Origin of the sequence: Flavobacterium sp., assembly GCF_040379285.1 — a bacterium.
GTDB lineage: Bacteria > Bacteroidota > Bacteroidia > Flavobacteriales > Flavobacteriaceae > Flavobacterium.
In genome coordinates this window covers 1-20,015 of the sequence record NZ_JBEILJ010000045.1, presented here as the reverse complement: position 1 = coordinate 20,015, position 20,015 = coordinate 1, and the positions used below count along the sequence as shown (strand labels likewise).

Sequence of the window (20,015 nt, the reverse complement as noted above, 5' to 3'; positions counted from 1 at the left end):
CTCATTCTTAAAAAAGGTAAATTTACAAATTACAATTCAAATTTATACCCTACCCCTTTAATCGTTTTGAAAAGATCCTCGCCAATTTTTTCTCGTAATTTTCGTATGTGTACATCAATGGTTCGACCGCCCACAATTACTTCGTTGCCCCACACTTTATCTAAAATTTCTTCGCGTTTAAAAACTTTTCCCGGTTTGGAGGCCAAGAGATAAAACAATTCAAATTCTTTTCTAGGCAAAATAATTTCATCTCCTTCACGAATGATCTTGTATTCTTCTCGGTTGATTTCGATTCCACCCACCGTGATGTTTTCACTAGAACCGGTGTCGTCTTTTAGGCGACGGAGTAAGGCTTTGACTTTGCTGATTAACAATTTTGGTTTAATGGGCTTGGCAATATAATCATCGGCCCCAGCATCAAAACCTGCCACTTGCGAATAATCTTCACTGCGCGCCGTCAAGAAGGTAATGATTGTATTGGAAAGCTCAGGGATTTTTCGAATGTTTTCACAGGCTTCCATGCCGTCCATTTCGGGCATCATAACATCCATAATGATAAGGTGTGGACGCTCTTTTTTGGCCGCTACAACCGCATCTTTACCGTTCGTTGCTGTCACAATTTTGTAGCCTTCTTGAGATAGGTTGTACCCCACAATCTCTAGGATATCGGGTTCATCGTCAACCAATAAAATCTTAATGTCTTTTTTCTTCATAACGTAAAGCTATGCAAATTTTGAGGTAAAGATAGTGTTTTACCTATGTTTTGTACGGATGCTAATTTGAGTTAACCATTATTTAATCGACTAACATTAAATTAACATTAAATCAATATTTAAATAACCCGTTCTTAACCTACACTTCACTTTGCGGGTATTCCTTTGCAAAAAAATTTACAAATTATTAAAAATGAAAATATTTAAAATCATCTTATGTCTAATTGGATTGACAACTTTTGCACAAAAAGGGACTATTAATGGGACAATTTTAGACAAAGATGCCAAAAATGCACCACTACCTTTTGCCAATGTAGTCGTTAAAGGCACAACTAACAGTGTGACCACCGATGAAAAAGGGAAATACCAATTAAAAGTTGAACCCGGATCCTACACTTTAGTTTTCAGTTTTGTGGGGTATGAAACGATCGAAGAGAAAGTAGCAGTTAAAGCGGGGGAAACCATTACCATCAACAAAACCTTAGGTTCCGGAAGCTACAAATTGGAAGACGTAGTGATCACTACGAGCCGACGAAAAAACACCGAATCGGCAGTGCTTCTAGAAACCAAAAAAGCAAAACAAGTCATCAGTGCGATTTCGGCTGAACAAATGAGCAAAGGTACCGATGGAAATGCGGCGCAAGCCATTCAACGGGTGCCGGGAGTGACTATCAATGACGGCAAATTTGTCATGGTTCGCGGATTGAGTGAGCGTTACAACAATGTATTAATTAATGGTGCTTTGGCTCCTAGTACGGAGGTAGATCGCCGAACGTTTTCTTTCGACCTATTACCAGTAAGCACTTTAGAAAAAATGACCATCGGGAAATCGGGAGCGGCTTATTTACCAGGAGACTTCTCCGGTGGATTGATTAGTGTGACCACTACAGAAAACTTCTCCGATTTTACACAAGTTTCATCGAGCTTAGGTTTCCGTGGCAACACCACCTTGGAAGATTATTGGCAAACAGAAGGTTCGGCAACCGATATTTTGGGGATGGATGATGGATTCCGTCAATTGCCTAGTGGCTTCCCAACCAACCGTGACGTATTAAACATTAATAGTGAAAGTGTTCGATACGCCAATCAATTACCCAACAACTTTAACCCTCAACGCGGAACTGCTTTTTTCAACACAGGGATTAGCTTCAGTTTGGGACGAAAAATTAAATTAAAAGACGAAAGCAAAAATTTGAGAACGATTAATATGATTTCGTACTCCAATAGCTTTCAAAACTACAATAAGTCGGTAAACACCTTTATCAACGATTTTACAGGACAAACCAATACACCACAGCAACAACGCGATTTTGACGACCGTTACTACTCCAACGAAGTGCGCTTGTCGGTCCTTTCCAACTGGTTTTACCGTTACAATGCAAAAAATAAAATCACCTTCAAAAACCTATTCAATCAAATTGGTGAAAACTTTACTACGTTGCGAAGTGGTTTTGACTTCGACCAACGTCCCGGACAGTTGTTAAACAACTACGAATTTGGGTACTCAGGACGTCGTATTTTGACCTCACAATTCAACGGAGAGCATAAAATCAACGACCGAAATACCGTGCAATGGGTGTTGGGTGGAAACTTAATCAAAGACATTTTACCCGATTTACGTCGTTTCCGTACGTTCCGCAATTTAAATAGCACTACAGAGAATTTTACGATGATTGACCCGCCAAGTTCAAACCCTTTTGACACGGGCCGATTTTATTCGGAATTGAACGAAACCTCCGTAAACGCTGGAGTTGACTATGATTTGAAAATCGAAAATAAATCAAGTAAATCGGAAGCCTCTACCATCCTGTTAAAAGCGGGTTTCTTTGGGGATTACAAATCGCGTGATTTTAGCGCACGTTATTTCTCGTATTTGATTCCGGGTAACGTGGGGCAAGAGCGAAAAGAAGAATTAATCAATTTACCATTAACCGAAATTTTCAGTCCTGCCAACGTAACAGCCTCCAATGGTTGGGTATTGCGTGAAGGTTCAAACCAAAGTGACTCCTACAAAGCCAATAATTTATTAGGAGCAGGATATGTTTATGGCGAATTTCCAATTCAAAAATTCTTAATTACAGGAGGAGTTCGTGTAGAACACAACCGGTTGGAAGTAGACGGTTTTCAAGGAATTACTCCTTTGTTGGTACAACAGCCCATTACCTCCGTTTTACCTTCTTTCAACGTGAGTTATACCTTAAATGACAAAAACGTAATGCGTGTTGCTTACAGCAGAACCGTTAACCGTCCTGAATTCCGTGAAATTGCTCCTTTCTTATTCTACGACTTCCAAGAAGATACTGAAGTAGATGGAAATAGTAGTTTAACCACCGCAACGATAGACAACTTTGATTTGCGTTATGAGTTTTATCCCACCAAAGGAGAAACCGCAAGTTTGGGTGTTTTCTACAAACGATTTGACAACCCGATCGAATTTATTCTTCCCGTAGTGAGTCAGCAACGAAGAATGCGCTATAGCAACTCGGATTCAGCGATGCTTTATGGGGCTGAGTTGGAAGTTAGAAAATCCTTCAAAGAAGTTTTCAAAAACGGATTTTTATCTGATTTATCCATCAACTTAAATGCTTCTTATATTTTCTCGGAAGTTGACTTAGGAAACAGAGCTTTAGCGCAAGACCGTAAAAGAGCATTACAAGGTCAGTCGCCTTATGTGATCAACGCGGCGCTTGGTTATGATAACAAAGAAAACGGCTGGAGTAGTAATTTAATTTACAACCGTTTCGGAGATCGTATTTATGCGGTTGGGGGTGAAATTTTCCCAACCATTTATGAAATTGCCCGTAACCAAATGGATTTCACCATTGCTAAAACCTTCAAGAAGACAACCTATAAATTGGGCTTATCCAATATCTTGAACGAGAAGTTTCAGTTTTTCCAAGATTCAAACGTAGACAATAAAATCAACAACAATGACGATCCTGTGTTTGTACACCGTACAGGAGTACTATACACGTTTAATGTAACGTATAAATTTTAACAACATAACTTAATTTAACTTTTATGAAAATCAACAAAATTCTATTACAAGGTCTTTTACTTGCAGCCGTGACATTGTCCGGTTGTAGTAGTGATGATGACAACAACAATAACGGCGGAGGAGACTCTGTAGTTATTTTGGAGGGAAATCTTGAATCTCGTACTTTGACAAAAAACACAAAGTATTTGATCAAAGGTCAAACGTTTGTACGCAGCGGAAATGTATTAACCATTGAGCCTGGAACTATTATCAAAGGTGATAAAGCGACTAAAGGAACTTTAATCATTGATAAAGGAGGCCGCATTGAAGCTGTAGGCACAGCCTCTGAGCCCATTGTGATGACCTCTAACTTACCTGCGGGTTCAAGAGACCGAGGTGATTGGGGTGGTTTAATCATTTTAGGGAATGCCCCTGTGAACCAAGTGAACCCTGAAATTGAAGGGATTAATCCTGCTGCCACCTATGGTGGTACGAATGCAGCCGACGATTCTGGAGCATTAGTTCACGTTCGTGTAGAGTATGCAGGTATCGAATTAACCCCCAACAATGAAACCAACTCCATCACTTTGGGAGCAGTTGGAACAGGAACTCAAATCGAATATTGTCAAACTTCCTTTGGTGGGGATGACGGTTTTGAGTGGTTTGGTGGAACGGTAAACGGAAAATACTTGATCTCTTTTGCCAACTGGGATGATAGTTTTGACGTGGATTTCGGATATTCAGGTAAAAACCAATTTGGTTTAGAAGTACGTTACCCAAGTTTTGCAGATCAGTCAGGTTCTAACTCTTTTGAGTGTGACAACGGACCAAACGATAACGTGACTACTTTATTGACTACCGGAGTATTCTCTAACTTTACCTGTATCGGACCAAGAGCAACGAATGCGCAATCAATCAATGCCAACTTCCAACACTCAATTGACTTACGAAGAAGAACTGCGGCTACTATTGCCAACTCCGTATTTATTGGGTATCCACGTGGATTACGTATGAACCAACAGTCGGTATATGATAATTATGCGGCGGGTACAGGAAAATTAATAAAAAATATTCTTGTGGCTCCCAATACGACGTATTCTGTAGGTACAGGAATGACGGCTACCGTAGCGAACATCCAATCGTGGTTTGAAGCAACCAATACTACAATTACTGCGGCTATCGAAGACCAATTTGCGGTATTAGGGTTGAACACGAATTTGGCTTTTGGAAGCAATGTAACATCAAACTATGCGGCCAATCCAAACTTTGCTGTAACGACAGGGTTATTGAACTCTGGTGCTGAATTTACAGATGCTACGTTAAACACGTGGTTTACGGCTACTACCTATCGCGGTGCTTTCGGTGCTACCGATTGGACAGACGGTTGGGCTGAGTTTTTACCAAACAGCAAAACATACTAAGATATAAAGACTCTTTTTGTAAAGAGCTTAGCAGCGATGTTAAGCTCTTTCTTATTCCCAAATGTTATGAAAAAAATTCTTGCCTGGCTGTGTGTTATCCTTTTCTTAGGGAGTTGTACAAACAAGTCGTATACCATTGACCCGAATGCCCAACTATCAAAAGAAGAACAAGCACAATTTAAATATGAAATCGTGCGCTATTTTGAAAAATTACCTTCAGAGAAAGTGCATCATGAAGACAAATTTGACACCCTCTATAATAGCTACTACCAACAAAAAGCGAAAGAAGCCAATCTTCTTTTTTATTACAAAGCTCCCGATTCCTCTGAATATTTTGCGATTGCCAAAATAGCACCTAGTCTAACAATTAAAAGAGTAGCGACTATAGGCAAGCTAAAAAAAGATAAAGAAGGTAAGATTACCTATTACGAAGAGGCCGCTCGAACTTGGAAAATGGTCGAACCCGAACTCCACACAAAAACTGAAGTTCTTTTTAAGGACTATATTCAAGGGGAGGATTTGTCACCGTATTTAACCAAAAATTCGGGAGAAGATTTTTACATAGAATTTCCCGATGACCTCACTTTTTACAATACGCAAACCCGTAGATGGGAGACAAAACCAATACAATAATCTTTTTTAACGAAGTTTGGCATTGATTTTGAAATTAAAATTCTATATTTGTGACTAGGATAATTACGCATGAGCAAAAATTACTTCTATAGTATACTCTTTTTTCTGGTATTGGGCACTGCTTCCGTAGCGGCTCAAGATACTAGAAACACCTTGAAAGAAAGCAATTCTATCGAGGGTCTTAGCTTTTATCCTAACCCTGTCACTGGTGGTAAACTCTACATCACTACACGCGCCAATGAAGAGAAGAACATCACTATTTATGATGTTTTGGGTAAAAAAGTTTTCCAAACCGTTTTATCTTCACGCGAATTAAACTTATCGACACTGCAACCCGGCGTGTATTTCATCAAAATTGAAGAAGGCGAGGCCTCTGCAACTAGAAAACTTATTGTCAGATAGTTAAACTTTTCGATTTTACCATTTTTTAACTTAGGCTTTTTTTAGTTCTGAAAATAGTCCCTATCTTTGTGTGCTTAATTTAATAATTTCAATATGAAAAAAATTTACTTCATGCTCTACATGCTGTCAGGAGTAACTATGATGGCGCAAACCATCTACAGTGAAAACATGGGAACTCCATCAGCGACAACCCCAATTGCTTCGAACGTATTCCAAAATGCTGCCCCAATCGTATACTCTGGTACCGCTGATGTGCGTGCAACTACAGTATCTTCAGGATATACTGGAGCCTCAGGTGGTGGTAATATATTTTTTACCAACACAGCTGGAAGAGACTTCTTAATTGAAGGAATTAATACCTCTGCTTTCAATACCTCAACATTACAATTAAGTTTCGGTCAATACAAAAGTACTACGGGTGCTAATAACGAGTTAACCGTTGAAGTAAGTACGGATGGTACAACCTTTTCACCCCTAACGTATTCTCGCCCTACGGGAGCTGGAACGGCTAACTGGGCTTTGGTGACTATTACCACAGGTATTCCAAGTGCTTCTAACTTACGTATCCGTTTCATCCAAACTTCTACAACAGCGCAATTCCGTTTGGATGATGTGCGTGTATTTAGTTTTGACCCTACTTGTACGGTTTTGCCAGGCACACCGACTACGGCTTGTGATGCAACTACATTTGCTATCGATACATACACGGCAACCATTCCGTTCTCTGGCGGTGGTGGTGGCGCTTACACCGTTACTTCAACTGTAGGAACCGTTGGAGGAGACAACCCTGGAAGTATTGCTGACGGAAATATTACTGTTACAGGTATTCCAGAAGGAACTGGAGCTATTGTAACGTTGGTTCGCAACAACTGTTCATACACGGTAACCATTACGGCACCAGATTGTAAACCTGTAAATGAATTGCCTTTATATGACAGCATGAATTATCCGGTAGGAAGTTCACTAGGTGCTACACAATTTTGGGCAAACGCCAACACAGGAGATGATGTTTTGGCTATCGCTGATAATTTAACCTATGCAGGACTTACTTCCAATGGTAATGCCGCTGGTTTGAATGGAGCTGGTAAAGAATTACACAAAAGATTCACTGCCACTACAGTTACTGAAGGTGCGTTGTACGCTTCTTTCATTATGAAAGTGACGGATTTTGCAGCTACTACAGATCCTTCTGAAACGGCTTTTGCTATCATCACCGACGGAAGCGCTACAAACTTTAGAGGCCGTATTTTTATTAAAAGAACGGGGACTACCTACCAATTAGGCCTTACTTCAGGAACGTCTACCACCAACTATACAACAGCCACATACAACCTCAACGATATATTGTTTGTAGTTGTATCGTATGACTTTGTTGGTAATTCATTGAAATTGTGGGTTAACCCAACGGTTGCTGGATTTGACGGCACACAAGCTCCCACGTTGACGGACACGCCAACTGCTGCCATTACCACTTTAGGAGGATTATTATTCCGTCAAGAGACAGATGCATTGACTCCAGTAATTACTGTTGATGAATTACGCGTTTCTGTTACACCAAACTTATTAAGTGTAAACAACAACGCTATTGAAGGTTTAGCCGTATATCCAAACCCTGTGAAAAACGGTATTTTCTACATCAACACTGCGGCTAACGATAGCAAATCAGTTCGCGTCTTTGACGTTGTTGGAAAAGAAGTAATCAATACAACAACGCAAGATGCCGTTAACGTGAGTGGATTGAACAAAGGAGTATACTTTGTACAAATTACAGAAAATGGCGCTACTTCCGTGAAGAAATTAATCATCGAATAAGCATTCGCTATTTCATAAACCAAGCCCCGTTAATTGTGCTGAAGAACAATCCAACGGGGCTTACTTATTACTTCGCCGGAAAATTACGAGCCCGCATCAACGCGTCCGTACTCGCATTCTTGCCTCTGAACTTCGGATAGGCCTCTTCGGGATCCAAGGTGTTCCCCACCTTAAATACGTATTCCAACAAACGTTTCGCCACCGCAGGATCATACATCCCTTTGCCATCAACCGTAAACGCCTCCGTCGCATCGGCACTGATCACATCCGCCCACAAATAGCCATAATAACCCGCAGCATAATCATCGCCCGAGAAAATATGCCCAAACTGCGGAATGCGATGGCGCATTACAATTTCCTTCGGCATACGCAACGCCTTCAACGCCTCGGCTTCAAAAGTCTTTGGGTCGATTTCGGGTTGCTCCAACAAATGCAGCTGCATGTCTACCAACGCACTCGACAAGGTTTCTACCGTGGAAAAACCTTCGTTAAACGTGGCCGCAGCCTCCAAGCGCTCCACCAACGCCATGGGCATCGGAGCACCCGTTTGGTAATGCAACGCAAAACGATTCAACACCTCGGGCGTCGACAACCAACGCTCCAAGATCTGCGATGGAAACTCTACATAATCCCGTGGCGTATTGGTACCCGATAACAAGGGATAATTCACATCCGAACAAAGGCCGTGTAACGCATGGCCAAACTCATGAAACAACGTATTGGCATCATCCCACGAAATCAAAACAGGTTCTCCGGACTTGCCTTTGATAAAATTACAGTTGTTAGACACCAACGTCAATACTTCACCGTCAAAACGACTCTGATCGCGGTAGGCCGTCATCCATGCCCCCGAACGCTTTCCTTTACGGGCGTACGGATCAAAATACCACAGCCCCACAACCTTTCCCGTCGACTTTTTGCGCACCTCCCACACCTGCACATCGGGATGAAAAACGGGCACATCGGTCACCTGCGCAAAGGTCAAATCAAAAATCGTCTCAGCCACCCAAAACATGCCTTCGCGTAAGGGCTCCAACTGCATATACGGTTTGATTTCATTGGCGTCTACCGCATATTTTTCTTTGCGCACTTTCTCGGCATAATAGCGGTAATCCCAGGGTTCCAACGCAAAGGTGCCGCCCTCCGCCGCTATCAATTGTTGCATCGCCTTCACATCATCTTGCACTTTCAACAAAGCGGGCTCCCATACCGAAAGCATCAAATCCAACGTGCGCTGGGGTTGCTTCGCCATGGTATTCGACAAACTCCAATGCGCAAACGTAGGAAAGCCCAATAATTTTGCTTTTTCGGCACGCAACTTCAAAATCGCAACCACCGTTGCATTATTGTTGTGGGCATTGGCATTATCGCCGCGGTTTACAAACAATTGAAAGGCTTTCTCCCGCAACGACCGCTGCGATGAAAAGGTAAGAAACGGCTCAATCGACGAACGCGTGTTGGCAATACAGCCCAATGCCTTCAGCTGACGCTCTTGGGCTTCTTGACGAGCAGCATCGGCCAATTCTTGGGGTAACCCCGTAAAATCGGCTTCGGTTTCCAACAGTAAATATTGATTGTTCTCATCGGCCAATTGATTTTGACTGAATTGCGTAAACAAGCCGGCCAAAGCCTTATTGATCTCGGCAATGCGCTGCTTACTTTTGGCATTGGCCAACGCGCCTTCTTTGACAAATTGGGCGTAATACGTTTGCACCAACCGCTTTTGTTCAGGGGTTAATTTTTCCATTTCCTTCCCATTGTGAACGGCGGCAATTCGGACAAACAAAGCCGCATTTTGGTAAATAGTGCTGCTCATTTCCGAGAACTTTGGCGCCATTTCCAATTCGATGGTTTCAAACGCAGGAGTATTTAAGTTGGCACTATACAATTCAAACACGGCACGCACCCGCTGGTACGTTTTCCCCGCGCGTTCCAAAGCGACTATCGTATTGGCAAAGGTTGCTGGCGCTTTTTGTTGCGCGATGGCATCAACCTCGCGCAATCGTTCAGCTATCGCCTGAGTAATGGCTGGTTTAAAGTCGGACAGTGAATAGGTGCCAAAAGCGGGAACCCCACCATAGTTCCCTTTCCAAGGTTGTAAAAGCGGATTGGCGGTTTGTTGGGCTTCACTCGTATACATGGGCAAGGTGATCAAAAGTAATCCTACTATTTTTTTCATGAATCTCATTTTAGCCAAATATAAAAAATCTGGGGCGATTCTTTTCATGAAGCGACGCTAATTTATCCGGCAAGGCTTCCCGTTGTGGCTCAGTTTTTTACCTATATTTGTTCAGAACCAAAAAAATACCTCGTGAAGTTACTTATTCGCCTTTTGTGGGTAGTCGGCGCCGTAGCCTACGCCCAAACCCCTGTAGAAAAATCACTTTTATGGGAAATCTCAGGAAACGGAATCGCCAAAAAATCCTACCTCTACGGCACTTTTCATGTAAATGAAAAAATCTCCTACCACCTGCCCGACGATTTTTATACCCACCTTTTGAATGCCGATATCGTTAGCAACGAGAGTAATCCTGAAACATGGAATTCCATCTTTGATTTGCTCTACAATAGCATGGCAAAAACGTTGAGGGAAAGTAAAAATCCATTTGCCTTCAAACCCATTTCCCAACAACAACTGGTGCAACTTTTCAGCAGCCGCAATTACCTCAAAGACATGTCATCGGTCAACAACGGCCCCAAAAGCGACTATGAAGAAAATACGGTGTTGGACATGTTTATCTTTCAAACCGCCAAAAAAAACGGTAAAAAAATCGTTGGCTTGGAAGACGCCAAAAAATCGATAATCAACCTTATTCAAACTACACGCGCCGAACTCGAAAAACAAATGAATGCTATAGAGGAAGGCACTACAACGGTTGAAGCACGGCGCAACGCCCTCAACAAAATCCTCAAAGGCCGCACGGAAGAAGCCGCCCTCAAAGATTTTTACCGCGATAAAGATATTGTGATGCTCGATTCGTTGAGCAAACTCAGCGCCTCTCCTGGCAACCACAAAGCCTTAATTATCGACCGCAACTACACCATGACCCGCAGCATCGACTCTTTGGCCCACCAAGGGAGTTTGTTTAGTGCCGTGGGGGCAGCACATTTGGGAGGAAAAGAAGGAATAGTGCAATTGTTGCGCAACAAAGGATATACCGTGAATCCCGTCAACAGTACCACTACCCAAGCGGGACGCGATCGGAAAAAATCCCTTGAAAACTTGGTGGTTCCTCCCGTAGTGAAAACTGTCAAAACCAGCGACGGACTCTTTCAATACCCCGAATTGGAAATGACGATTGAAGTCGAAACCATGGTGAGCTCCCTCGACCTAGCCAACGGCGCCTTTCTCAACATGAACCGTATTCCGTTGAATAATTTCTTGCAAAAACGCAAAAATTACCTGCATCCGCAAGCTATTGACAGTCTCACCTTCGAATTTGTCCCCGGCGACATTCAAGAGAAAAAACAAAGCACCGTAGGCGCCATCACCCGCTATGATATCCTAAGCAAATTGAAAAACGGGAACTTCCAACGCTACCGCATTTACCTGACTCCACTGGAAGCAATTAGTATTTCTCTTTCTGGGGTAGGCGATTATGCACAAAAAATGGAGGGCCGTATTTTCAATACCATTCAACTCCCTTCGCTACCCTCTGGATGGAAAACCAAAACACCCGTAAATGGCGGTTTCCAAGTACAACTCCCCGCGTTTTGCGCTACCTACAGTGATAGTGAAAATGCCAAAGGACCGCTGCTGTGGCAAGCTTTTGACACCACCGACCAAAGTTATTACCTCGTCGTTGAAAAACAACTTGGGGAAAGCTTCACGTCGACCAACGGCTGGTTTTTGCATTCACGGTTGCACAACGAATTCTACATGCAACAAAAGCTGCCCGAGACCGCACAGTTTACCGACTACACAAAAACTTCGTTTGAATCGTTTACTCAAAATGAACATCATAACTACCGTTTAAAATCGGTGGTACATGGGGACAAATGTTACCTTCTCATTGCGGTCGACGCCCCCGAAGCACAAGCGCGTAAATTCTTCAGCTCGTTTACGCTTGCACCATTTACCCCCGAAAAAACCACCGTATACCATTCCAAAAAAGGAAAATTCACCATTGAAATTCCCGAAAAAGTTAACGATGCCGCCATCCATGGATTGAATTTTGCCAGTGCTCTTTTCAATAATTTGGGAGGCAACGAGGAAGAAGATTTCTATGCAGGCGACACGTTTACTTCGCGCAACGGATACGCTCTTGAAATCAGTGAAACTACGTTTGACCGTTACGAAAGTTGGCTTCCCGCCGATTCGTTAAAAACAAAACTTCTCAATCGTTTCACCCGTAAATTCAAACCCCGCACCTTCAAATACGAGCTTCAAGAAACCGAGTGGAATAATTACGTTCCCACGTATGAACCCCAAGAGGTGGTCTTACACGATTTTAGTTACAACCCCACCACACAAACCGCGGTTTTCGACGCGCTTGTGGCAGCACCTCATGCGCTACACGCCGAAAAGATTCGGGTCATCACCACCCCCGAGCGACAGCTAACGCTAAAAACCATGGTGCCGTATCCATACGCCCAAAACCTCCCTTTTGTCGAAAAGGCATTTGGCAGTTTTACCCTCGACCCTTCCGACAAACCGCTGCCAGCCAACGACCGATTGCAGCTCTTTTTTGACGAAGTGAAAAGCGAAACCGATTCGATTCGCAACCAAGCCCTCGACGACATGGATGGATTGACGCTCACCGACAGCGACGCCGCCCGTTGGTTACAATGGATGCAAAGCTATGCCTTTAGCAACGATGAAGAAATCTACAAAGACCAAGCCTACGAGCAGTTGCGCGGACTCAAAGCACCCGAAATTTTACCGTTTTTGGAACAAGCCTTCCGCAACCCAAAAGCCTATTCCTCAGAGCGCATGACGATTTTGGATGTGATGAGTGAAAACCCTTCGCCTGCTGTATATGAAAAAATTACCGAATTAATGGCTTTTGACATACCCCTTCCCGACAATGCCGAGCGTATTGAGGAGGTGTTCAACACCTTCAAAAACTACCCCGACGCAAGTGCTGTGCTGTATCCTGGCATTTTAAAACATTATGCCATCGACGAGTACAAAGCGCCTCTTATCGACTGGTGTGCCCACTTGCTGCACCTAAAAAAAATCGACCCTAAAAAACTGGGGAGTTTCCAAAAAGTAGTACTCGCCGACGCAAAATTGGAACAAAAACGACTCCAAAGCAGCCTCGAAGAAAAGACCAAAACTGAGAAAATGCATGCCAAAGATGAGGATTATATCGAATATGATGATGAAGTCGACGAAATCCCATACAGCTCGTTTTACCAATACGTAAGTGTCCTCAAAGCGATTCCCAACAAAAAAGCAGAAGCCTTGGTGCAGGAAGCCTATGCGATGGATATTCCCGAGATGCAATTGGAATTCTTAGCCGATGACATCCAGCAAGGACGCGCCACCGCAGTGCAAATCGACAGTGCCTTAGCCCAGCCCAAACTGCGCTTTAAAACACTCGTAATGCTCAGCCGTATCGATACGTACAATAAGCGACAAACCCTCACCGATGACGAAATTGCAGAGGCAGCCATGCGCGTTTTTGACGAGGTAGCCGACGACGAACCCGTACAGTTTTTGGAAAAACAAACCCTCAATTACGAGGGACATACGCTGCAATGCTATTTTTACGAATCGCAACCGCAAAAAGATGGCAAACCCAACGGAGCCAAAATATTCCATGCCATGCTGTTTTTGGTGCGCGATGGAAAAATTGTCCCCCACGTGTATTTCTCCCCCGTAGTGGAAGAAATCGACGAGGAAAATACGGCCGAAAAGCTCAAAACGATCATCATTCAAGAGAGCTTAAACCGCCAGTATGATTACGCAAAATTCCGCAAAAACAATCCGTTACTTCCTGACTTTTCTAACTTCGAAGAATAAATGTTTCAATCCCGTAAAGATTTCGTCTATATCGTCTTAGCCGGCATTTTTATCACCAATGCCTTGGTGGCCGAACTCATTGGGGGCAAACTCATCTATGTGGGACAAGCCGTGATGAGTTTGGGAATCCTCCCGTGGCCCGTTGTTTTTGTCACCACCGACCTCATCAACGAGTATTTTGGAGAAAAAGGCGTGCGCAAACTCTCCCTGCTCACAGCCTCCTTGATTGGGTATACCTTTGTGTTGCTGTTCATCGGACTCCAAATTCCCGCTGTTAAAGGCGACGGCTTGGTCACCGATAGTCAATTTACAGCCGTCTTCGGGCAAAGTATGTTGATCATTGTGGGAAGTATTACCGCGTTTTTGGTCTCCCAATTGATTGATGTTACGATTTTTCATTTTGTCAAAAACCGTACGGGCAACCGCATGATTTGGTTGCGCAGTACCGGCTCGACCGTGATCTCGCAACTCTTTGATAGTTTTATCGTACTGGGTATTGCTTTTTGGCTCCCCGGCAAAATGACTACCGAAACCTTTATCCTCTCGGCGTTGACAGGCTATTCGGTCAAATTGGGAATTGCTGTTTTACTGACGCCACTGATTTATGTAGGCCATTCGTTAATTGATTCCTATTTGAAAAAAGATGGACAGTAAAATCCGTTGCGGCTGGTGCGAGAAAGACGATTTGTACCGCGCCTATCACGATAACGAATGGGGGCGCCCTGTACGGGATGACCATACCATGTTTGAATTTTTAATCTTAGAAACCTTTCAAGCGGGACTGAGTTGGTACACGGTATTGGCCAAACGGGAACACTTTCGCAAGGCCTTTGATCATTTTGATTTTGAAAAAGTAAGCCAATACGACGAAGCCAAAGTGCAAGCCTTGATGCAGGACACGGGCATCATTCGCAACCAACTCAAAATACGAGCCGCCATCACCAACGCGCAAGCTTATCGCAAAGTGCGGGAAGAGTTTGGTTCCTTTTGCGACTACTTTTGGAAGTTCACTGGGGGCATTCCCATCGACAATGCACCCGCCACGCTACGCGACATTCCCGCCTCGACACCCCTCTCAGACGCCATCAGCAAGGACCTCAAAAAACGAGGCTTCAAGTTTGTGGGCACCACCGTTGTCTACGCTCACATGCAAGCCACAGGGATGGTGAATGATCATTTGGTTTCGTGTTGGAGGAGGAGCTAAGCTACTAAGATTCTGAGCTCTTGAGCTCCTGAGCACTGCCCACTGAACACTGCTCACTGAGACTGAAAACTACGAACAGCGAGCTTCCCGCAACCTTTGCCCCTTTGCGGTTAAAAAACTCGGCCACAGGCCGCAAACTTAATACCCGTTAACTTTGTGTCTTCACGTCTTTGTGGCAAAAATAAAAAACGTTGCGAACTTCGCGCAACCTTAGCGTTTGCGGTAAAACCAAGGCCACAGGCCGCCAACTTAATACCCTTAATGACTTGGTGCCTTTGTGGCAAAGAAAAAACAAAAAAAAATTGTGAAACTTGGTGCAAACATCGTGTAACCTCGTGCTCCAAAATCCAAACATTAAGGAATTAAGTATACCCACTAAAACGTATAGATTAAGAGCCTTAAGATGGCCAAAGGCCAATATTTTTTTAAACTTATAACGTCGCGAACTTCGCGCAACCTTTGCCCCTTTGCGGTAAAACCAAGGCCACAGGCCTCCAACTTAATACCCGTAAACGTTGTGTTTTCAGGTCTTTGTGGCAAAAATAAAGACGCTGCGAACTTCGCGCAACCTTAGCGCCTTTGCGGTAAAACCAAGGCCAAAGGCCGCCAACTTAATACCCTTAATGACTTGGTGCCTTTGTGGCAAAAAAATAATGAATGAATTAAATAGTTATCAATCACCAGACAGCTAGCATAAACAGGTCACCAGTCACTAATCACTAGTCACCAGTCACTAACCTGCCTGCCGGCATAGGCAGGTCACTAGTCACTCCCCAATTCTGACCAATCCTCCTTATGCAAAATCTGTATAAACGCTGCTCTAGAAATCTCAAACGCGCCTAGTTTTTCCAAATGATCGTTATGCACTTGGCAATCCAGCAAGGCATAATTTTGAGCTTTAAGGTCTTCTACCAGTTGTAAAAAAGCCAATTTACTAGCATTGGGAACGAGCGAAAACATGCTCTCCCCACAAAATACATGACCGAGGTCAACGCCATACAACCCGCCTACCAAACGGTCGCCTTGCCACACTTCATACGAAACGACTTCCCCCAGGGCATGCCATGCGGTATACGCTCGGATGATGTCGCGGGAAATCCAAGTTCCCGTTTGTCCCCGTCGTGGCGCACGCTGGCAATGGGTAATCACCGCGTTGAATTGGGTGTTGCGTGTAACCGTAAACAGTCCACGATTGCGTAAATTGCGCAAACTCTTCGACGGCTTATAGGTTGCAGGATGCACCACCATTCGCTGTGGCGGCGCCCACCACAAAATAGGTTCGTCGGCATCAAACCAAGGAAAAATCCCCGAACGGTACGCCAATTGCAATCGCGGCAGCGACAAATCACCCCCAACCGCCAACAACCCCTCCACCGAAGCTTCGGTTACCGGCGGAAAATAAAGGGTCTTGGTAAGGAAATGCATGGGATTAACGATTGAAGATTTTTGATTTTTGAAGTAAGAAGTAGCGCTACTAATGATTTATGTCCAACGGTTGTCAGAACAACAACCAATACTCTTTTCGGGGCTAATCACTACCGAAGTTTCAGAACTAATCACTAGCCTGCCTGCCGGCATAGGCAGGTCACTAGTCACTACCAAAACAAATTCCAAACCCTACAGCCTACACCATAGAATTTGGAATTGGATTGATTTAACCGCATGGGTCCAACGTGAAACTTTAAACTTTAAACGTGAAACCTAAAACGGCAAATCGTCGTGTTCTTCTTCGTTGAAACTCGTTGCGGGTTCAAACGCAGGAGCGGCGGGCATCGGAGGCATGGTTTGCGCCATTGGTTGACCACCTTGTGCAGGGGCTTCCGCGGCTACACGCTCAATGCGCCACCCTTGAATCGAATTGAAATACTTGGTTTCACCTTGGGGACTCACCCACTCGCGACCGCGTAAGTTGATGGAAACTTTCACGGGTTCTCCCACTTGATAACTGTCCAATAAATCACACTTGTCTTGTGTAAACTCCACCATGATGTGTTGGGGATACTGCTCTTCGGTCGTGACGACCAATTCTCTTTTTCGGAAAGTGGGGCTCACCTGCTGTACGGCATTAATCACTTTTACTCTTCCTGAAACTTCCATAATCGTTGTTGAATTAATAATACATAAATTTAGTGTACTCGTGGCGCCAAGAGGGTTTTCCATGCGGCATCAACCGCTCCGGCATCGAGAAAAGCTTTGGCTTTAAGGTGCACTTGCTCCTCATCGGCGGAGCTTAGGGCGGCTTTCACCGGCAAATTCTCTTTCACAAATATAGCAATTTCCGCTTCGGTGGGCAAGGCTTCGACATTTCCTAATTTGCCCAAATCATTCCCATCAAACACGGCGCTTTCACGCACAAAACTAGGAATAGCATCTACTCCTATGCCCAGAGTTGCCAAGGGTTTTTCGACTTCAAAAAGTCCGGCATTGGAGCGCGAATACCAATTCCCACCCAAGCGGGCAACCAAATCAATCGCCTGCGGATCGATGGTTCCTTTGGCATCTAAAACCGCTTCGTTGATATGAATTTTAACCACCTCACAAATTATGAGATTGCCAGCGCCGCCTTCAGTGCCTAGGGCGATAATCTCATTGACTTTACATTCCAATTGCACCGGACTTTCTTGTACCCGATAGGGTTTGACCGCATGCGAAGGAACAGCGGTAAATCCGGCTTTGACAAATTCATTAACGCCATCGGGATATTCGGTACTCGAAAGCGACATTTGTTGTACCATCGAATAATTGACCACATTGATCACCACTTCGCGGGTATCTTGGCAATTGATCAAGGTATGTTTAACGGTATTATCGCGTACCCGTCGGGCGGGGGAAAATACCAGTATCGGCGGATTGGCACTGAAAATATTAAAAAAGCTAAAGGGCGACAAGTTGGGATTCCCCTGCGCATCGACCGTGCTGGCAAAGGCGATGGGACGGGGACCGATAGCGCCTTGCAAATAGCCTTGAATTTGAACGGGAGTAAGCGTTTTCGGATCTAATGTAAGCATGACCATAGGTTTGAAGCAAAGATAGCCAATTTTCTGCTTTACTGTTACGGGGCACGGGGCCGCGCGAGGGGGAGCAGCAAGGTACCCTGACGTGGCGGAGCCCGGCCGGTACCGCGAATCACCCGACCCCGAACGGGAAGTTGATATGCCCGCGCAGGGAATTGCATTCGGGGACGCGCCACAATAAAAAAAATAGCTATTTTTAAAAAAAATTCATTGCATGCAGTTTTCCGATCGTCGCGTGGTTACCCGTTGGATCATTATTGCCACTTCGTTTGTGATTGTGTCCCTTATTTTGTGGAACACCTATGCCTTTTTTCAGATTTTTAAGGAGGAGGAACGGGTGAAGATGCAACAGTGGGCGCTGGCGCAAAAGACGTTGGCCAATGCCGATATAGATGCCGATATCGCGTTGCCGTTTGAAGTGATTCAGAATGCGCACATCCCAATTATGGTGACCCAACAAGGGAAGATTGTGAACCATATCAACATTGACCCGGCCCTAGAGAAAGACCCGAAGCAAATGCAGGTGATGCTGGAAAATTTGAAGTCGCAAAACGACCCTATCAAAATGGAATACGTTCCGGGGAAGTTTCAGTACCTCTATTACGGCGACTCGGATTTGCTGAATAAATTGAAATACTATCCCGCCGCCTTGTTATTGATTATTTTCTTGTTTGCCGCTGTGGTGTACAACTTTTACCGCAGCACAAAGATGGCCACGCAAAACAAATTGTGGGCGGGGATGGCGAAGGAAACGGCGCATCAAATTGGCACCCCCTTGTCGTCGCTGATCGGTTGGCTCGAATATTTGAAGGCTGAGGGCACGGTGGCTGAATCGACGCTGGAGGAAATTGAAAAAGACATTGTGCGACTGCAAGTTATTACGGATCGGTTTTCGAAAGTAGGGTCTGAACCGGTATTGGAAACCCGAGACTTGGTGGCGGAGACCCGCGCCTCGTTTGATTATTTGCAAGCGCGATTTTCCAATCAAGTTCACTTTACCTTCACCGCACCTGAGGGGCCGTTGTGGGTGGCTATTAATCCGGCGCTCCACAGTTGGACGATCGAAAACCTCATGAAAAATGCCATCGACGCGATGCGGGGCAAAGGGGCGTTGACCGTTGCGATTGAAAATGACGGCACACACTATAAAATTAACATCACCGACAACGGCAAGGGCATCCCGAAAAATCAGTTCCGCAAGGTTTTTGAACCCGGTTTTACGACCAAAAAAAGGGGCTGGGGCTTGGGACTTTCCTTGACCAAACGCATCGTGGAGGACTACCACAAAGGGAAAATTCGGGTGCTGCATTCCGAAATTGGAAAAGGCACGACGATGCAGATGATGTATGGGGTGGCCCTAAAGGATTAGTATACAGTCGCAGTCACAGTGGGCAGGAGGTGTAAAAGTGGAAAGGGTTTACTAGTGTAGCAGTAGCTGTGATTGAAAGATCATTTTCAAATCTTCAAATTGTCTCATTTTCAAATTAAAGTGTAAGAGTGGATAGGTTTAGAAGTGTAGTACGTGCTGTGATGACAACATGAATATCTTTTCTATTTCTTCTTTCCTCTTATTTCTAATTTAACCGCAAAGTCTCGAAGTTAGCGCAAAGTTCGCAGAGTCTTTTTTTGGCCACGAAGACACGAAGGCATAAAGCTTATTAATTTTGTGGCCTGTGGCCTGATTTTTTGACCGCAAAGTCGCCAAGATTGCGCAGAGAACGCAATGGTTTAAGGACACAAAGTACGCGACCTTCGGCCGACTTAATTTTTCTTAATCAGTATCGGCTAAGTATGTAATCTTAATTTCTTAATGTTCAAAAAAGTTGCAGTTGTAGGAAGTGCTCAGCCGCTCAGGGGCTTAGCTTCTGAGG

General features: G+C 44.3%; 14 protein-coding genes. 9 read left to right on the top strand and 5 right to left on the bottom strand.

From position 1 onward, the window contains the following. Positions 1 to 29: 29 nt before the first annotated feature. The gene (locus tag ABWO12_RS09535; protein ID WP_353088631.1) at positions 30 to 713 is read right to left on the bottom strand and encodes a response regulator transcription factor; all 684 of its coding nucleotides are present in this window, start codon (positions 711 to 713) and stop codon (positions 30 to 32) included. A 193-nt stretch (positions 714 to 906) separates the two neighbouring features. Here ABWO12_RS09535 and ABWO12_RS09530 point away from each other — a divergent pair, with 193 nt between their 5' ends. The 5 genes from ABWO12_RS09530 to ABWO12_RS09510 all read left to right on the top strand — a co-directional run bounded on the left by ABWO12_RS09530 (position 907) and on the right by ABWO12_RS09510 (position 7,958). Beyond that, a complete protein-coding gene (locus tag ABWO12_RS09530; RefSeq protein ID WP_353088630.1) occupies positions 907 to 3,711 on the top strand; it encodes a TonB-dependent receptor in 2,805 nt (934 codons plus the stop codon). Between the two features lie 23 nt (positions 3,712 to 3,734). Then, the gene (locus ABWO12_RS09525; RefSeq protein WP_353088629.1) at positions 3,735 to 5,111 is read left to right on the top strand and encodes a beta-helix domain-containing protein; all 1,377 of its coding nucleotides are present in this window, start codon (positions 3,735 to 3,737) and stop codon (positions 5,109 to 5,111) included. A gap of 66 nt (positions 5,112 to 5,177) precedes the next feature. Continuing rightward, positions 5,178 to 5,744 (top strand): hypothetical protein, encoded by a 567-nt coding sequence (locus tag ABWO12_RS09520; protein WP_353088628.1) that lies wholly within the window; start codon positions 5,178 to 5,180, stop codon positions 5,742 to 5,744. 69 nt (positions 5,745 to 5,813) lie between these two features. Continuing rightward, a complete protein-coding gene (locus ABWO12_RS09515) occupies positions 5,814 to 6,146 on the top strand; it encodes a T9SS type A sorting domain-containing protein (RefSeq protein ID WP_287784081.1) in 333 nt (110 codons plus the stop codon). Between the two features lie 93 nt (positions 6,147 to 6,239). Next, complete coding sequence (locus ABWO12_RS09510) at positions 6,240 to 7,958, top strand: T9SS type A sorting domain-containing protein (protein WP_353088626.1); 1,719 nt, start codon at positions 6,240 to 6,242, stop codon at positions 7,956 to 7,958. A 67-nt stretch (positions 7,959 to 8,025) separates the two neighbouring features. On the opposite strand, the gene ABWO12_RS09505 is transcribed toward ABWO12_RS09510, so the two are convergent. Further along, on the bottom strand, positions 8,026 to 10,137 hold the full coding sequence (locus ABWO12_RS09505; RefSeq protein ID WP_353088624.1) for a M3 family metallopeptidase: 2,112 nt from the start codon (positions 10,135 to 10,137) through the stop codon (positions 8,026 to 8,028). A gap of 132 nt (positions 10,138 to 10,269) precedes the next feature. Here ABWO12_RS09505 and ABWO12_RS09500 point away from each other — a divergent pair, with 132 nt between their 5' ends. Genes ABWO12_RS09500 through ABWO12_RS09490 form a run of 3 tightly spaced genes read left to right on the top strand, consistent with a single transcriptional unit; the run spans position 10,270 to position 15,130 of the window. Next, a complete protein-coding gene (locus ABWO12_RS09500) occupies positions 10,270 to 13,926 on the top strand; it encodes a TraB/GumN family protein (protein ID WP_353088623.1) in 3,657 nt (1,218 codons plus the stop codon). Then, positions 13,927 to 14,580, top strand: coding sequence for a queuosine precursor transporter (locus tag ABWO12_RS09495; RefSeq protein ID WP_353088622.1), 654 nt, complete (start codon positions 13,927 to 13,929; stop codon positions 14,578 to 14,580). Further along, positions 14,570 to 15,130 carry a DNA-3-methyladenine glycosylase I gene (locus tag ABWO12_RS09490; RefSeq protein WP_353088620.1) on the top strand — a complete coding sequence of 187 codons (561 nt, stop codon included), beginning with the start codon at positions 14,570 to 14,572 and terminating at the stop codon, positions 15,128 to 15,130. The genes ABWO12_RS09495 and ABWO12_RS09490 overlap by 11 nt, the downstream gene beginning before the upstream one ends. A gap of 762 nt (positions 15,131 to 15,892) precedes the next feature. Here ABWO12_RS09490 and aat read toward each other — a convergent pair. The 3 genes from aat to ABWO12_RS09475 all read right to left on the bottom strand — a co-directional run bounded on the left by aat (position 15,893) and on the right by ABWO12_RS09475 (position 18,138). Beyond that, a complete protein-coding gene (aat, locus tag ABWO12_RS09485; protein ID WP_353088619.1) occupies positions 15,893 to 16,555 on the bottom strand; it encodes a leucyl/phenylalanyl-tRNA--protein transferase in 663 nt (220 codons plus the stop codon). A gap of 276 nt (positions 16,556 to 16,831) precedes the next feature. Beyond that, positions 16,832 to 17,227, bottom strand: a complete 396-nt coding sequence (locus tag ABWO12_RS09480) for a DUF3127 domain-containing protein (protein WP_073362043.1) — start codon at positions 17,225 to 17,227, stop codon at positions 16,832 to 16,834. Positions 17,228 to 17,256: 29 nt separating this feature from the next. After that, complete coding sequence (locus ABWO12_RS09475) at positions 17,257 to 18,138, bottom strand: flavin reductase family protein (RefSeq protein ID WP_353088617.1); 882 nt, start codon at positions 18,136 to 18,138, stop codon at positions 17,257 to 17,259. A gap of 220 nt (positions 18,139 to 18,358) precedes the next feature. On the opposite strand from ABWO12_RS09475, the gene ABWO12_RS09470 reads away from it, so the two are divergent. Next, positions 18,359 to 19,513 (top strand): sensor histidine kinase, encoded by a 1,155-nt coding sequence (locus ABWO12_RS09470; protein WP_353088615.1) that lies wholly within the window; start codon positions 18,359 to 18,361, stop codon positions 19,511 to 19,513. Positions 19,514 to 20,015: the final 502 nt, after the last annotated feature.